At 61.5% G+C, this 14,424-nt stretch carries 13 protein-coding genes, 1 tRNA gene and 1 other RNA gene; 7 read left to right on the top strand and 8 right to left on the bottom strand.

The features are described 5' to 3' along the window. A complete protein-coding gene (locus tag NMAG_RS15455) occupies positions 1 to 1,917 on the bottom strand; it encodes an ABC transporter substrate-binding protein (protein WP_004216046.1) in 1,917 nt (638 codons plus the stop codon). Between the two features lie 641 nt (positions 1,918 to 2,558). Here NMAG_RS15455 and NMAG_RS15450 point away from each other — a divergent pair. Beyond that, on the top strand, positions 2,559 to 2,909 hold the full coding sequence (locus NMAG_RS15450) for a ribonuclease P protein component 4 (protein ID WP_004216047.1): 351 nt from the start codon (positions 2,559 to 2,561) through the stop codon (positions 2,907 to 2,909). Positions 2,910 to 3,010: 101 nt separating this feature from the next. Then, the gene (locus tag NMAG_RS15445; protein ID WP_004216048.1) at positions 3,011 to 3,259 is read left to right on the top strand and encodes a YhbY family RNA-binding protein; all 249 of its coding nucleotides are present in this window, start codon (positions 3,011 to 3,013) and stop codon (positions 3,257 to 3,259) included. Positions 3,260 to 3,332: 73 nt separating this feature from the next. Here the strand turns inward: NMAG_RS15445 and NMAG_RS15440 are convergent, their stop codons facing one another. The 3 genes from NMAG_RS15440 to ffs form a co-directional block, all read right to left on the bottom strand. Then, entirely contained in the window at positions 3,333 to 4,256 is a 924-nt protein-coding gene (locus NMAG_RS15440) for a DMT family transporter (RefSeq protein ID WP_004216050.1), read from the bottom strand. Between the two features lie 142 nt (positions 4,257 to 4,398). Then, the gene (locus NMAG_RS15435; protein ID WP_004216051.1) at positions 4,399 to 5,154 is read right to left on the bottom strand and encodes a helix-turn-helix domain-containing protein; all 756 of its coding nucleotides are present in this window, start codon (positions 5,152 to 5,154) and stop codon (positions 4,399 to 4,401) included. Positions 5,155 to 5,281: 127 nt separating this feature from the next. Then, an RNA gene (gene ffs / locus NMAG_RS17460) (signal recognition particle sRNA) lies at positions 5,282 to 5,593 on the bottom strand. Positions 5,594 to 5,743: 150 nt separating this feature from the next. On the opposite strand from ffs, the gene NMAG_RS15430 reads away from it, so the two are divergent. Further along, positions 5,744 to 6,091, top strand: a complete 348-nt coding sequence (locus NMAG_RS15430; protein ID WP_004216053.1) for a DUF5798 family protein — start codon at positions 5,744 to 5,746, stop codon at positions 6,089 to 6,091. Between the two features lie 179 nt (positions 6,092 to 6,270). Then, positions 6,271 to 7,251, top strand: a complete 981-nt coding sequence (locus tag NMAG_RS15425; RefSeq protein WP_004216054.1) for a PLP-dependent cysteine synthase family protein — start codon at positions 6,271 to 6,273, stop codon at positions 7,249 to 7,251. 310 nt (positions 7,252 to 7,561) lie between these two features. On the opposite strand, the gene NMAG_RS15420 is transcribed toward NMAG_RS15425, so the two are convergent. From NMAG_RS15420 to NMAG_RS15410, 3 genes are all read right to left on the bottom strand, one after another. Continuing rightward, positions 7,562 to 7,756: a hypothetical protein gene (locus NMAG_RS15420; protein ID WP_004216055.1), complete on the bottom strand. Its 195-nt coding sequence runs from the start codon at positions 7,754 to 7,756 to the stop codon at positions 7,562 to 7,564. Positions 7,757 to 7,875: 119 nt separating this feature from the next. Next, the gene (locus NMAG_RS15415; RefSeq protein WP_049916358.1) at positions 7,876 to 8,304 is read right to left on the bottom strand and encodes a CoA-binding protein; all 429 of its coding nucleotides are present in this window, start codon (positions 8,302 to 8,304) and stop codon (positions 7,876 to 7,878) included. Between the two features lie 138 nt (positions 8,305 to 8,442). Then, on the bottom strand, positions 8,443 to 9,294 hold the full coding sequence (locus NMAG_RS15410; RefSeq protein WP_004216057.1) for a geranylgeranylglycerol-phosphate geranylgeranyltransferase: 852 nt from the start codon (positions 9,292 to 9,294) through the stop codon (positions 8,443 to 8,445). A 427-nt stretch (positions 9,295 to 9,721) separates the two neighbouring features. Here NMAG_RS15410 and NMAG_RS15405 point away from each other — a divergent pair, with 427 nt between their 5' ends. Next, a complete protein-coding gene (locus NMAG_RS15405; RefSeq protein WP_004216059.1) occupies positions 9,722 to 11,011 on the top strand; it encodes an RNA-guided endonuclease InsQ/TnpB family protein in 1,290 nt (429 codons plus the stop codon). 116 nt (positions 11,012 to 11,127) lie between these two features. Here the strand turns inward: NMAG_RS15405 and NMAG_RS15400 are convergent, their stop codons facing one another. Further along, positions 11,128 to 11,313 (bottom strand): DUF7511 domain-containing protein, encoded by a 186-nt coding sequence (locus NMAG_RS15400; RefSeq protein ID WP_237076793.1) that lies wholly within the window; start codon positions 11,311 to 11,313, stop codon positions 11,128 to 11,130. A gap of 167 nt (positions 11,314 to 11,480) precedes the next feature. Here NMAG_RS15400 and NMAG_RS15395 point away from each other — a divergent pair. Further along, a tRNA-Arg gene (locus NMAG_RS15395) sits at positions 11,481 to 11,555 on the top strand. Between the two features lie 360 nt (positions 11,556 to 11,915). Then, on the top strand, positions 11,916 to 14,348 hold the full coding sequence (locus NMAG_RS15390) for an MEDS domain-containing protein (protein ID WP_004216061.1): 2,433 nt from the start codon (positions 11,916 to 11,918) through the stop codon (positions 14,346 to 14,348). The last annotated feature ends 76 nt before the right edge of the window (positions 14,349 to 14,424 follow it).

Genomic DNA, 14,424 nt, shown 5'->3' with positions numbered 1-14,424 from the left:
CTACCGGACCAGCGCTCCGTCGTCGTACTCGAAGTGTGATGCAAACAGTTCTCGCGCGGCGTCGACGTCGAGTTCCCCGTCCTCGCCGACGAACGTCGTCACCAACTCGCCATCGTCCCAGGCGAGCGAGTCGGGCGTCCACTCTTCGGCAACCGGTGTCGCGACGGGCCGTGCACTGTCCTCGGCAGCGAACACCTCGTCGACGATCCACTGCTTGTCGATCAGTTGCGAGACCGCACGACGGAAGTTGGGGCTGCCACACGGCGTGTTGCGCGTGTTGAAGCCGACGTGATAGAACGACCACGACGGCGACTCGACGAACGACACAGCGTCGTCGTCGACCGTCGACTCGAGTGCGTAGGTATCGAGTACCGATGTCGTGATATCGGCGTCGCCGCTTGCGACCCGTTCGATCGACGAACTCGTTCCCGGGTCGACCTCGAAGTGAAGTTCGTCGGCGGTAGGCGCTGGCAGGTCGTGATCGTCGTCCCGGAGCGTAAAGTGATCCTCAAAGCGCGTGAGCGTGACGGACTCTCCCGCGTCGTGGGAGTCATACTTGTAGGGACCGCTACCTGTCGGTGGCGCGTGACCGGTCGTCACGATGCTCCAGTCACCCTGCGTCGGCGACCAGTCGTCGTCTGTGGACTCGACGCTGTTCTCGAGATGGGTGATCCAGGGTGAGTCAGAGCCGGATGGGAGGATCGGGACCGTCAACGCACGCTCGGCGACGGCCCGATCCGTCGAGAACGAAATTGTGACTCGGTAGTCGTCTTCGACGGTGACCGAGTCGACTGCGCTTGCATGGCCCTTATAGCGTGGTGCGGGGGAAGCACTCGAGGTGCGTCCGTACGTCGTGTCTGCGAGGAATCGATAGGTGAACCTGACGTCCTCGGCGGTGAGGGGGATGGCGCTATCGTTACCGTTGCTATCGCCGGTGTCTGCGTCAGTGTCGTCGCCGTCCTCGCTGTGATCGTGGAACAGACAGTCCTCGCGAATATCGACGGTCATGGTTCGGTCCTCACCGTCCCACTCCCAGTCGGTCGCGAGCCAGGGTTCGATCGAGACGTTTGCCGCGTCGATCACTTCTGCACCCGCTCGCGTCTCCTCGTCCGTTGCCTCAGCCTCGTCGGGAACGGACCACGTTGGAACGGCAAGCGAGTCGTACAGCAGGTCGACGATGACCCCCTGCTCGCGCGTCGTCGGGGAGAGCGGGTTGAAGGTCTGGGTCAGCCGCTGGTCCGTGACGAGCGCACGAAGTTGTTCGGCGTCGGACGCAGCGTCAGGTTCGAGTCCGAGGTAGCCCCGTCCGGTTCCGAGGTGGGTCTCGTCCCAGCCGTCGAACCGATCAGTTCGGACGGCGCGGTACTCGTTCGACACGCAGATCGGTTCGAACGGTTTCACCTGTGCAATTGCCTCGAGGAGCGCCGTGACAGTCCGCTCGCGATTGGCGCTAGTTTCGTTGCGCTGGCGCTCGAGCAACGGATCGATCGACAGCGGGTCGGTGAAGCCAAACGGGTTCTGCCAGCCTCGGTCGTACTCGTAGGTGGAGTGCAGCGTCTCGTACAGAAAGTCCGGGTCGAAGTCAGCCGGGTGGCGGCCCACGTAGAGGTCGAAGTCGTGGTCGATCAGAATCGCCTCCAGGAACTCGGACTCGGAGCGAGTGCTGATCGTCGCATTGATGCCGACCGCTTCGAGGTTGGACTCCAGATGACGTGCGATTTCGGCGGTCTCTCTGTCACCGTCGGCAGCGGGGAGCGAGAGGATAGACAGTGAGAGCTGTTCGGAGGCATCAGGGTCGACGACGCTCTGGACACGGTCGATACAACCGCTGGCAGCAATCGAGAGGCCAGTCGCGCCGGCAGCGAGGAGCGAGCGACGGCTGTAGCCGGTGTCAGCGTCTCCGGACATCGAGTTCATGGTGGACACCTCCGTTGGTCGTGGCTGCGGTCGTCTGCATAGAAGCGGTCGTACGTGGGCCACTCGTCGTCTCTCTCGCTGCCGTCCTCGCTTCGGCGGTCGTGCTGGGAATCGTCGTCATTCTGAGTAGTCTGGGAGGGATCGGAACGGTCCGGTAGTGTAGATGGTAGTCGTGTGTACGTCGGGCTCAGTTTCGCTTCGATCCAACTCCGTATCGTTATAGTGAGGGTAACTGCGTGATGGGGATGCGTAGCATTCGCTATTCGTTCTGGTGATTTATGCGCAGGAGCGACAGCCGTCAGCGGGGTGGAGGGGGAGTGTAGCACGGGTACTGGGTTTCATTCGGCAGTCGATGGAGGGGGCGTCTCGCGGGCGAGTCACAGGTCGAGACGATACGTTTAGTCGTACACTTCAGTCCGTCGACACCCCACGTATAAAACGCTTCGAAATACGGTGCTGGTGAACGGTGGTGTACTCGAGTGAATCCGGGCCAACAGAGAAACAGGCGACCCGCTATGCTGTGTGTAAACCGTTCCTGACGTGAAATTGACGACGTGGGGTGCTGAATCGCGCCAGTAGACAGTGTGGAACCGACGGCGGAGAACACAACATCAATAGGCAGACCAGTACAACCCGTGGTCATGACCGTCGCCGAGGAACGGATCGACCGCCTTCACGATCTCGCTCGAGCGGCGGCAGCCGACGGCGAGGACGACCGCGCGCGATATTACGTTCGACTCGCCCGTCGTATCGCAGAGCGCAACCGCCTGACCCTGCCACGCGAGTTTCGACGGTTCACCTGTGATGCCTGTGATACCTATCTTCGCCCGGGCAAGAACGCACGGGTCAGGCTGCAGAACGGCCACGTGGTGATCTCCTGTGACTGTGGCGCTCACGCTCGATATCCGTATGGTGACCGGGAAGACGACGGTGACCAGAAAGACGCTGACGAGTCGGGTACCGAGACGGAGTCGGCAGCCAACAGTCGCTGACGCGGACGATTGTGACGTGACCAGCACGCACACAGCGGCGGCGCACATGACAGTCCCGCATCTTCGAGAGGATTAACCGCCTGGACCCGATACGTGTCGATATGGACCAGCAGAAACTCAAACAGCGGGCCCACGACGTCGACGTCACCGTCTGGGTCGGCAAAAGCGGCGTCGACGCCGTCGTCGACGAACTCAACGACCAGCTCGCGGACCGAGACCTCGTGAAGGTGAAGTTCCTCCGCGCGGCCCGCGCCGGTAGTTCGACCGAGGAAAAAGCAGCGGACCTCGCAGACCGCGTCAACGCACAGTTGATCGATACGCGCGGTCACACGGCCGTATTGCACCGATAACGAGACGCAGCGACCCAGTACGAAGCGATGCTTTTCGAGCGGGCTGTTCGCAGTTCGTAGTCCGGACGGCTGCTCAGGGGTTCGACTCCGTCGACACCAGATAGACGCCAACCGCCATCACGGCACCGCCCAGCACGAACCGCGAGCCGAGCGACTCCCCAAGCACTGCCGCCCCGAAAATCGCACCGACGACCGGCTGGAGGAAGAAGAACGCCGAGATGACGCTCGCGTCGACGTACTCGAGTCCCTTGTACCAGAGATACCACGCGGCCGCAGTGCCGAGGAGGCCGAGGTAGAGCACCGCGACGATTAGTTCCGGCGTTACCGGGATGGACGACAGTGAGGCCTCCGTGCGGGCGAGTTCGACCGGCACGAGGACCGCGAGCATGGGCACCGCAGCGACACAGGAGTACGTCGCCGTCTCGAGTGCGGAGTAGCGCTCGATCAGCGGTTTGCCGAGGACGGTGTACAGCGCCCAGGTCGCGCTCGCGAGCAGGAGCATGAGGATGCCGGTCGTCGCGACGCCCGCAAGTTCGGCGAGGTGGTACTGCCCGGAGAGGACGATGACGGTGCCAGCGGTCGCGATGGTGATCCCGGCGACGAGCCGCGGCGAGAGGTCCTCGCCGAGCAGGGAGACACCGAGCAGGATCGTGAAAATCGGCGTCAGAACGGTGATGAGCGAGCCCTGGCTGGCAGTCGTCAGCGCAGTGCCGACGAACTGTGTCGCAAGCGAGGCGGCGACGACAGCCCCCAGAAACGTGAAACTGAGCAGGTCTCGGCGGGAAAAGCGCCGGCGTGGGTAGACCAGATTGACGACGGTGAGTAGTGCAACCGCGCCGACGGCGACCCGCAGAAACGCGAGTGTCAGCGGCGGAACGGCATCGAAACCCCATTTACTCACACCGTAGAGACCGCCCCAGAGCCCGGCTGCAGCGAGTGGAGCCAGTGCGAAGAGATACGGCGAGAGCGACGGCAGTGAAACAGCTTTCCAGTACACATTCGGAGTAGGGACTGTCCGGGAATGGGTGCTATCGTTAGGATGTTAACCCCTGGCTGTGGGCTCGCCTTTCTCAGAGGTGGGAACAGGGACAGTAATAGGACCAGCGCCTACAGACCAGTAACAGCCACACCCTGGCGGCTCACGTCTGCTCGCAGTCACTCTCTGGCCAGCCGAGTCGACCACTTCGGGATTCCGGGCTGGACTCGAGTACCCCCACCATCGGCGCCAATAACTTCTGTTCGGCGCGCCGGAGCGTCTTCGAGACGGCGGCGTCCGAAACGCCGAGATCGGCCGCGAGGTCACCGAGCGTCGCCGTCCGCGGGACCGAATAGTAGCCGCCAGCGACGGCCCGGCGAATAGTCTCGCGCTCGGTGTTCGTGAGTCGTCGCGCGCCCTCGAGGACGGTGGTACCGATCGCGTCGGCGCGCACGTCCGCGAGTACCGTCTCGGGGTCGAGGCGCTGACGCTCGTGGACCTCGAACTCGTCGTCGTGCTCGCTGAGGACGGCCAGCGTGTGCTCGGCAGCGCGCTCATCGTCGAAGCCAAGCTGCCAGCGCTCGCGGCCGTCGACGTTCTCGAAGGGGGCAGTGAGATAGCCCCCGTTCGCGACAACGGTGCCCATCGTCACGGTCGTCCCCATCGTCAGGTGGACGCGCGCGGTTCCGCCCTGCTTTGCGAGCAAATTGAAGGCGTCCGTCTCGGGGTGCGCGCGGATCACGTCCAGTCCGCACTCGAGTGCGGTCCGGTCGGCGGCGTCTGCGAGGATGCGCAACTCGAGTTGGGAGCGGTCGTGGTCGTAGTGCCAGTGTGGAGTGACGAACGCGACGTCGTGGGCGTCGCTGGCCGCGCTCAGTGGGCAGTCGTCCTGCCGGATCGAAAGCGCGAGGCTGATCATACGTGGTGGCTGGTGGCCGATGGCCAATCGTGTTATGGTCGCGGCTGGAACTGCGATGCTGGATGCGCGTCGGCCAGCGCTGCGGCCGTGGCTGACGCTGAACGAGTAGGTTGCAGTATGAAGTATGAATGTGGAGGCCGCGATTGCCCGGCGTTCCGGCCGGGGGAATCCCGGTTGCCTTCTCCACCCCGCGACCCGTCGAGCGACAGGTGTCCGGCGGTCCACTGCTCGCTTCCGCGCCTGATGGGCTGTCGCCGGCTAACCACGATGGGACGTCCCTGCGGACGGCCACCGTGGACCGCTGTCCCCGACGGACGAGGCTTCCACGTTGGCTCCCGGGGCCCCGGCCGGTCTGACCGGACGCCCACGGTATTCGGTCCCCGCTAATGACCATAGCGCGGGTTGGGAGCAGGGCCAAACTGCCCGACCTATCCATCGTATCATACTGGCCGGCTACTTAAGGACCTTTCGCCTCGACAACCGCACGAGGGCGCGCTGATCTGGACGCCATCGGTTAGTTGCCCGGCAGCTGATTTCGCGACCCAGTTGGAGGAAAAAGCCCATTAGCCAGCCGCTATATTGCTGACACATGGGACTTGGCAGCACCGCAAAGAAGATTCAGGGCCTCTCCGACCGCGCCGAAGCGATGTACAAGCAGGTACAGCAGCTTCAGCAGCGAATCACGAACCTCGAAGGGGAGGTCGACGACACGCACGATACCGTCAAGCGCATGGATCACCAGCTCGCAGAACAGCGCCAGTTGCTGCTCGCGATCGCCGATGAGCACGACATCGACGGGGAACAGATCCTCGCCGATGCCGCCATCGACGACGCCGACGATCTCGCCGCGGCAGAGGCAGACGACGAGACGGATGGCGACGGTTCAGAAAGCGGAGAGAGTGCAAGTACTGACGCTGGCGAACAGCCCGCTGAATAGCTCCGGGCGGTCACACGTTTCGACCGCTCAACCGCGTACGTCGCTTCTGTAGCTGACACAGCAGAAACTGACTCAGTCCGTTGTGGGTTCGGGTGAGACAGTGACCGAGTGAGAGCAAACTCAGTCAGATACAAAAAGAAAGGGAAGACCTAACAACAGTGGCAACATTTGCCAGCACGATGACGACCCACGAGCGACCGTTGGACTCGGTGCTCGAGACGATCGGGCAAACGCCCCTCGTACGGATTCGAGACGGCCCGCAGGGCGTCCGAATCTACGCCAAACTCGAGTCGTTCAACCCAGGCGCGAGCGTCAAAGACAGGATCGGCCGCTACATGCTCGAGCGAATGCTCGAACGTGGCGACGTTCCCGCGGGCGGCACGGTCATCGAGCCGACCGCAGGAAACACCGGTATCGGCTTTGCGACGGCCGCCCAGCAACTCGGCCTCGACGCCATCTTCGTCGTCCCCGAGCGCTTCAGCGTCGAGAAACAGCAGCTCATGGACGCCCTCGGCGCAGAAGTTATCAACACGCCAACGGCGGACGGCATGGGTGGTGCGATCGACCGCGCCCACGAACTGGCCGACGAACTCGACGACGCCGTCGTCCCCCAGCAGTTCGCGAACCCGCTGAATACGGAGGCCCACTACGCCACCACCGGCCCAGAAATCTACGAGGCACTCGACGGCAACGTCGGTGCCGTCGTCGCGGGCTGTGGCACCGCGGGCACGCTGATGGGAATCGCCCGCTACGCACTCGAGCAGGACTCGGACACCTACGTTGGCGCAGTCGAGCCCGAAGGCTCCCTGTACGGCGAACTCCTCGATGAGGATCGCGAGGAAGGCGAGTACAAGATCGAGGGCATCGGCACCCACAACGTCGAAACGAACGAGCTGTTCAACCCCGAACTCGTCGACGCAGTGTACCCGATTCCGGATCAGGACGCACATGGCGAACTCGAGCGCCTCGCACGCGAGGAAGGACACCTCGTCGGCTCGAGTGCCGGTGCCGCCGGCGTCGCCGCGAAGCAGGTTGCCCGCGAGATCGCGTCCGGTGAGATCGAGACGCCTCACGATACCGTCGTTACTGTGTTCCCGGACTCGAGTGAACGCTATCTCTCGAAGGGGATCTACCGCTCGTTCGAGGAGTGGAGTTCCTGAACACAGCGTCACCGGTGAAACGGTTCGAGACGCAGTACTCGAGTTCTGACTGGAGAATTGTGGCTGGGGCCGAGACTACGACTGTGGCTATATCCAGTCGTGATCGTGTGACCGTGGCTATACCGATGGCTGTGACCGTGTGACTGCAGCGTATCCTGCTGTGAGACTCAAGCGGCCGCAAAATAGAACGCGTGTACTAGGGCGAGATGCACGGGCAGAACACGAGCACCTGCTCTCACGGGAGAGACAGGCGTCGTGAATCCAGGTCCTCGACAGTCACCCACCGAAGGCCGATTGCTGCACTCAGCCGCTATCCGGCCGTCGAGGGCTGCTGAAGCGTCGTCGCATCGACGACCTCGAATTCGTCATCGCGCTCGACCTCCCACACCCGGAGGACGAGATGTGCCTTGCAGTGGTGCTCGACGACGTCCATGCCCGTCTTCCGGTTCCGCAAGACGAGCTGGCAGACCCCGTCGTTGGAACAGTTCCCGGACCGGTCACACATATGTACGTCTCTCGTGTAGTCCGGTGGTATGTAAGTCTCTGTCGGTGGTACCCCTCAGTGTTTGATCAATTGGCGTCTTCACCTGCCACTCCGCTCACGACGCCCGTTTGGGGTCTCGTTCAGGTCGCGAGCCGCCGGTGATCGACCTTGAGACACCGGTCCTGAACGACGCGATACCCAGCGTCCATAGCGCGCTCGGCCGCCTGATCGTCGCGGATTCCCTGCTGAAGCCAGATCACCTCACCAACCTCGTGCTCGAGTACCGACTCGACAACGTCGGCGACCTCCTCGCTCGGGCGGAAGACGCAGACGATGTCAACATCGGACTGCTCGGCAACGTCTGCGAGTGACTCGAACGCTTCCCGCCCAAAAATCTCGTCCGCGAACGGATTCACCGGAATCACGTCGTACCCCTGCTCGAGCAGGTACGCCGGCACGCCGTTGGCCGCCTTCCCCGGCGTCCGCGAACAGCCCACGACCGCAATCGTCTCGGACTTGAGTATCTCTCGGAGCGCGTCCGGTTCGCTGATTCCCACGGGAGATGCCATGCCCTGCTGTACCGACTCCAGGCAGTTGTATGATTCGCCGTGCTCGCCTCCTCGTTCGGTCCTTGTGTGGCTGTGGCTGTGGCTGTGGCTGTGGCTGTTCCCATCCTGCCGGCACATGGTACACGCACCCCAGTCAGCTCAGAGCACGTTGACTTCGAGTGCCGCCCGCCCCACGATAAACGCCAGCGCCGCGAGAAAGGTGCCGTACTTCAGGTGGGTTTGCCCAATCGTAGGGTCCTCGAAACTCTCGTAGACCGCCACGATCATGATCGCGTTCGCCGGGAGCACGACAAGGAGGTACTCGAGTTCGAAGTAGCCGAGCACGTACGGCAGTGGACTCGCGGCGACACCGATCACGAGCAAGATAGTTGCGATGTACAGCGACTGACGCTCGCCGATGGCGATCGGAAGGGTGTTCAGCCCCTCCTCGCGGTCGCCCTCGATGTCCTCGACATCCTTGATAATCTCGCGGGTGAGCGTCGCGATTGCCGCGAGCGCGAAGAGGACGACTGCGGGGCCAATCTCGCCGACCGCCGCCGCACCAAAGAGGAAGGTACTCCCGACGAGGTAGGCCACGAGCGCGTTCCCGAGACCGGGCAAGCCCTTGAAGTACTCCGTGTAGGCCACCAACGCAACCAGGTTGATCCCGGCGATGGCGAGTGCTTCCAGGGGAAGGGTGAGTGCGAGGCCGACTGCGGCGGCGAAGAGCACGATACTGAACACGAGCGCGCCGCGCGGACTCACCGCGCCGCGGGGGATCGCCCGCCCGGGCTGGTTGATCCGGTCGATTTCCCGGTCGAAGTAGTCGTTGATCGCGTTCCCTGCACCGACCGCCAGCCCGGTCGCGGCGACTGCCGCGCCCGTCTGCAGCGGATACGAGCCAACGCCACCAGCGACGAACGCGCCGATGAACGTCAACACGCTCGCGGCCAGCACGTTCACCGGTCGTGTCAACTCGAGCAACCCGCGAATCGTCTCCCCCGCTGTCATTGGGCGGGAGTGCTCAGGCAGGCCGGTTAAACGGTACGGTCCGCGTCCCAGAAAGTGTCACCATACTATTTCGAGCCGGGTGCCAGCATCCACGAACAATCACAGCGGCGTCTGCAACGATCACTTCGCTCGTGAGTTGCTATTTACCTGAATTGAGGCGCTAAGGCCCCTTCCTCAACGAACGAGCGGAGCGAGCGAGTAGGGAGGGGATACAGCGCCGCACGAGTATCAAACACGTTCGATGCCCAGCACACAGGCCCACGCAATCGCAACAACTATACGCACAAGTGCGCATAGTGCGCATGTCGTGAGACGGAAGAACATCACCATCCGCGAAGACCAAGCCGAATGGGTCGAGGAGAACCACCTCAACCTCTCGTCGTTCGTTCGCGGAAAACTCGACGAACTCATCGAAGAACGTTCGTAGATGAACTACAACTACAGGTATCGGCTCCGACCGTCCGATGCTCTCGAAGAACAGTTAGCGTGGACTGTCGATACCTGTAGACAGGTCTACAACCACTTCCTCCACCGACTCAACCGAACCAGCGACACCTCGGCGTACTCCGAGCAGAAACTCCTACCGAGCCTCAAGAAGTGGTGGAGCGAACTGAAACAAGTCCACTCGAAGGTACTACAGAAGGTCGTACAACGGCTGTACGACAACCTCTCGACGCTTCGCGGTCGGAAAGAGAACGGCTACCGCGTCGGGACGCTCAAGCGGAAGGCTCCGGGCGAGTACCGCAGTTTCACCTACAGTCAATCCGGCTTCAAGCTCAAGAACACGAGCGGTCGGACGCGGCTGTGGCTCTCGAAACTCGGTGAAATCCCGCTCACCTTCCACCGCAACCTGCCCGACGACGCCGAAGTCAAGACCGTCACAGTCAAACAGGAACCGACCGGCAAGTGGTACGCTATCCTCGGCGTCGAAACCCCGGACGACCCACCGGAGAAGCCCGAGAATCCTGAGCGGTGCGTCGGTATTGACGTAGGGATTCTCAAGTACACCCACGACACCGACGGAACCGCCGTCGAATCCCTCGACCTGTCCGACGAGCGAGAGCGGTTGGAACGCGCACAGCGCGACCTCTCGCGGAAGGAACACGGCTCGAACAACTGGGAGAAACAGCGCCGTGTCGTGGCCGAACGCCACGCCGTGCTGAAGAACAAGCGCCGAGACTTCTTGCACAAACTCTCGAACTACTACGCGAGAGAGTGCGACCTCGTGGCTGTGGAGGACTTAGATGCGAAGGGATTGGTCGAACTCCCGGGCAACTCTCGAAATCGGGCAGGTGCGGCGTGGGGGACGTTCCTGCGGATGCTCGAATACAAGTGCAAGCAAGAGGGGACGCACTTCGTGGCAGTCGAACCAGCAGGGACGACCAAGGAGTGTGCGTCCTGCGGCGTTTCGACCGAGAAACCGCTGTGGGTGCGCGAACACTCCTGCCCTTCCTGCGGGTTCGAGGCAGATAGAGACGCGAACGCGGCGTGGAACATCCTTTCTCGCGGTGTCAAAGAGCGGTTAGGAGCGGGACGCTCCGAATCAACGTCCTCAGAATCGCTTTGCGATTCTGATGGGCTGCGAAAATCGCACAGCGATTTTCGAACGCCTGTGGAGACTGCGTTCCCTGTGGATACACCTGTATCTGCAAAGCGCGTCGTGGAAACAGGAAGCCCCGCCCTCAAGGAGCGAACGGCGTCAGCCGTGAGCGAGTAGGGTGGGGTAGTTCACTGTCGTCAGCCCGCCGGTACAACGACAACGGTGACCGACTCGTGTCGGTGGCACACCATCACGTCGGAACACGATATCGACACCCTGTCTACGAGCCTGACTTACCGCCACTGCTCGAGTTCACAGCACACCGACTCCGACACCGCCAACCACGCCTCGGCTCGCTCGACTTCACTCGCATCCGCCGGCACCACCGTCACCATCCCCGGCTCGGTGTGATGCAACTCGAGTGCATCGGTTTCGGAAAAGGGCGGCTCGTCGGTGGCCGTGTACTCGTGTGCGGTCATCATTCCCCCTTTGGCTCACAGATAAAGACAAGTCGCGGTGGTTTTCACGGACTGGGAATACCCGAAGCGACTCGAGTGAGGGGGTGTGTTGGAGAGGTATGGTGGTGTCTGTCTGAATCGGTGAAAATCGAGTGACTTATAGGAGGTCGACGGATACGGAAGGGTGCGGGCGCTTAGCTCAGTCTGGACAGAGTACTTGGCTTCGGACCAAGCTGTCACGGGTTCAAATCCTGTAGCGCCCACGTTTCTGTCGCGAACAACTTCGTGAGCCACAGTTACTAGATCGTGTAGGATTTCGCGTAGGATTTAAGGAGAGAACGCCGAGCGAAGCGAAGTGCGACACGGTACAGGAGAATACTGTGGCCTGGCCAGACCGTATCCCAGCTGAATATTTCTAGATTTTGTACTATGGAATAATATACAACAACCTTTTCCCTCTCGCTAATCTCGATTCGGTAATGACTGTATTAGCGATGACTGAACCAGCGACTCTAACCGCGGAAGCCGTCGTTCGTCCCCTTCTCGCGTTCGATGCCAGTTTAATCGAGGCTTGTCGTTGTGGGCGAGAGCAAGTATCTGCGACAGCGAACAGTGGGTGATACATGAGTCAAAACGTCTCTCCAACCGACGTGGCCAGTGACGCTGTGACCCTCGAGACCGGGCTTGAAGCGTTCCAGCAGAGCCGAGAGTTCAGCGGTCCGGTCGAAGCACTCGACGGTCACGACTGCAACGATCACTTCGCACACATCTACGAGACGTCCAGCGAGAAGTTCGAAGCCGCTGTACCGTTCGTCCGCCACGGCCTCGAGCGCGGCGAGCGCATCGCCTACGTTGTCGATCAGAGCACCGAAGCCGAGGTCCAGCAAACACTGCGCACTGCTGGAATTGATGTCGATGCCGCGCTTGAGTCGGGCGCGCTGGAGTTCTACACCGTTGCTGAAACCTACCTCCGAAGCGGGACGTTCGACCAGCACGAGATGATCCAGTTCTATGCCGATGCGACCTCGGAGGCCACCGAGGAATTCGAGGCACTCCGTCTCGTCGCCGAGATGTCGTGGATCAAGGAAGACGAGACGACGATTGAACAATTAATGGAGTACGAGTCGAAAATTAACGATCTTTTCAATCACGAGGATGTCCTTGCCATCTGCCAGTACGACCGCGAACTGTTCGATCCAGAGCTGATCCAGAACGTTATCCGAACCCATCCGCATCTCATCTACAACGGCGCAGCATGTCACAACTTCTACTATACGCCACCTGAGGAACTCTTCGGCGACAACGCGCCTGTTCGCGAAAACGAGCGCATGCTCCAGACGCTCCGTGAGCGGACAACAGCAAAGGTAGAACTCCAACAGCGCGAGCAATTCCTGAAGGACCTCTACGAGGTGACGGCTGATTCAGATCGGTTGTTCGAGACGAAGGTCCGTGGCCTGCTCGAGTTGGGTAGCGAGCGATTCGGTCTCGAGATCGGCTATTTCGCCCAGACAACCGCTGACGGGATGTACGACATCGTCGAAGCGGTCGGCGATCACGACCAGATCACAGCGGGCAGCACAGACTCACTGTCTGACACATACTGTGAGAAATTGCTCGCGGCACCCGGCCGGATCGCCGTGACGGACGCCGCCGAGGTGGGCTGGACCACCGACCGTGCCTACGAGCGGTTTGGACTGGACGCGTACTTCGCGACAGCCGTCCACGTCAGCGGCGAGGAGTACGGCACACTCTGTTTCGCGAGTCAGACACCCCGCGAGAAGCCGTACACCGACGCCGAGCGGACGTACCTCGACCTGATGGGACAGTGGATCGAGTACGAACTTGAGCGCCAGCAACGCGAGGAGTTCCTGCAGGAGAGTTACCAGATCACGGCAGACCCCGACCTCGCGTTCGAGACGAAACTCGAGCAGTTACTCGAGTTCGGCCGCGAGTGGATGGGACTCGAGACGGCCGGACTGACTCATCTGCCCTCGTGGGACGACCGGTTCCGAAACGACTTCACGATCGGGTACTGGGGTGACATGGTCGACGACTCTGATACCTTGTGGACCGATCCCGGTGACGGGTGTTACTGTCGGCAGGCCATCGAGAGTGACGAGCCGGTCGGAATGGCAGACGTTCGCGGCACCGACTGGGAGGATGACAAGATCTATCAGGAGTACGGCTTATCGTGCTATCTTGGCACGAAGGTGATGAACGGCACAACGCCGTATGGGACACTATGGGTCGGGAGTACTGAGCCCCGAGACCACGAGTTCACAGAGACCGAGCACACCTTCCTCGAGTTGATGGGGCAGTGGGTGAGTTACGAGATCGAACGGGAGCACCGCGAAAGCGCATTGCGGGAATCGAATAAGCGACTCGAGCAGTTTGCCTACGCTGCCTCGCACGACTTACAGGAGCCGCTGCGAATGGTCTCGAGCTATCTCCAGTTGATCGAACAGCGCTACGGCGAGGAGTTCGACGAGGACGGCGAGGAGTTCCTTGAGTTCGCCGTCGATGGCGCGGATCGAATGCGCCGGATGATCGATGGCCTGCTCGCGTACTCCCGCGTCGAAACTCGCGGTGATCCACTCGAACCGGTCGAGTTAGAGACGGTCCTTGATGACGTGCGTGAGGATCTACAGCTACAGATCGAAGACACCGACACCACAATTACTGCAGAACCCCTCCCCTGCGTGGAAGGCGACGGCGACCAGCTTCGGCAGGTGCTGCAGAATCTGCTGGAAAACGCCATCACCTATAGCGGGGATGCAACGCCCCGTATTTACCTCGATGCAGAGCGTCGAAAGCACGAGTGGGTGCTCTCGGTTCACGACAACGGGATTGGTATCGAACCAGAGAATCAGGACCGCGTGTTCGATATTTTCAATCGGTTACACAGCCGTGACGAGTACGACGGAACAGGCCTTGGACTGGCACTCTGCCAGCGCATCGTTGAGCGTCATGGCGGGAAGATGTGGATCGATTCCGAGCCGGGCGAGGGAGCAACGTTCTCGCTTACGCTGCCTGCAATAGCGGACCACGAACAGTAGCGGACTTTATACACTGGTTGTTCGCGACGGAGACGATCTCTGATCCAGGTGTCAGGGAAGGTGCCTCTGTGATCCA

The organism is Natrialba magadii ATCC 43099 (assembly GCF_000025625.1).
Taxonomy (GTDB): domain Archaea; phylum Halobacteriota; class Halobacteria; order Halobacteriales; family Natrialbaceae; genus Natrialba; species Natrialba magadii.
The sequence above is the reverse complement of the archived record's forward strand: the minus strand, read 5'-3'. Positions and strand labels throughout refer to the sequence as shown.

What these genes read in the sequence shown, in the direction of transcription:
- NMAG_RS15390 (WP_004216061.1), top strand. Translation starts at nt 11,916, where the DNA reads ATGAGTCAAAACGTCTCTCCAACCGACGTGGCCAGTGACGCTGTGACC.
- NMAG_RS15430 (WP_004216053.1), top strand. Translation starts at nt 5,744, where the DNA reads ATGGGACTTGGCAGCACCGCAAAGAAGATTCAGGGCCTCTCCGACCGC.
- NMAG_RS15415 (WP_049916358.1), bottom strand. Translation starts at nt 8,304, where the DNA reads ATGGCATCTCCCGTGGGAATCAGCGAACCGGACGCGCTCCGAGAGATA.
- NMAG_RS15420 (WP_004216055.1), bottom strand. Translation starts at nt 7,756, where the DNA reads ATGTGTGACCGGTCCGGGAACTGTTCCAACGACGGGGTCTGCCAGCTC.
- NMAG_RS15425 (WP_004216054.1), top strand. Translation starts at nt 6,271, where the DNA reads ATGACGACCCACGAGCGACCGTTGGACTCGGTGCTCGAGACGATCGGG.
- NMAG_RS15410 (WP_004216057.1), bottom strand. Translation starts at nt 9,294, where the DNA reads ATGACAGCGGGGGAGACGATTCGCGGGTTGCTCGAGTTGACACGACCG.
- NMAG_RS15405 (WP_004216059.1), top strand. Translation starts at nt 9,722, where the DNA reads ATGAACTACAACTACAGGTATCGGCTCCGACCGTCCGATGCTCTCGAA.
- NMAG_RS15450 (WP_004216047.1), top strand. Translation starts at nt 2,559, where the DNA reads ATGACCGTCGCCGAGGAACGGATCGACCGCCTTCACGATCTCGCTCGA.
- NMAG_RS15435 (WP_004216051.1), bottom strand. Translation starts at nt 5,154, where the DNA reads ATGATCAGCCTCGCGCTTTCGATCCGGCAGGACGACTGCCCACTGAGC.
- NMAG_RS15400 (WP_237076793.1), bottom strand. Translation starts at nt 11,313, where the DNA reads ATGACCGCACACGAGTACACGGCCACCGACGAGCCGCCCTTTTCCGAA.
- NMAG_RS15455 (WP_004216046.1), bottom strand. Translation starts at nt 1,917, where the DNA reads ATGAACTCGATGTCCGGAGACGCTGACACCGGCTACAGCCGTCGCTCG.
- NMAG_RS15445 (WP_004216048.1), top strand. Translation starts at nt 3,011, where the DNA reads ATGGACCAGCAGAAACTCAAACAGCGGGCCCACGACGTCGACGTCACC.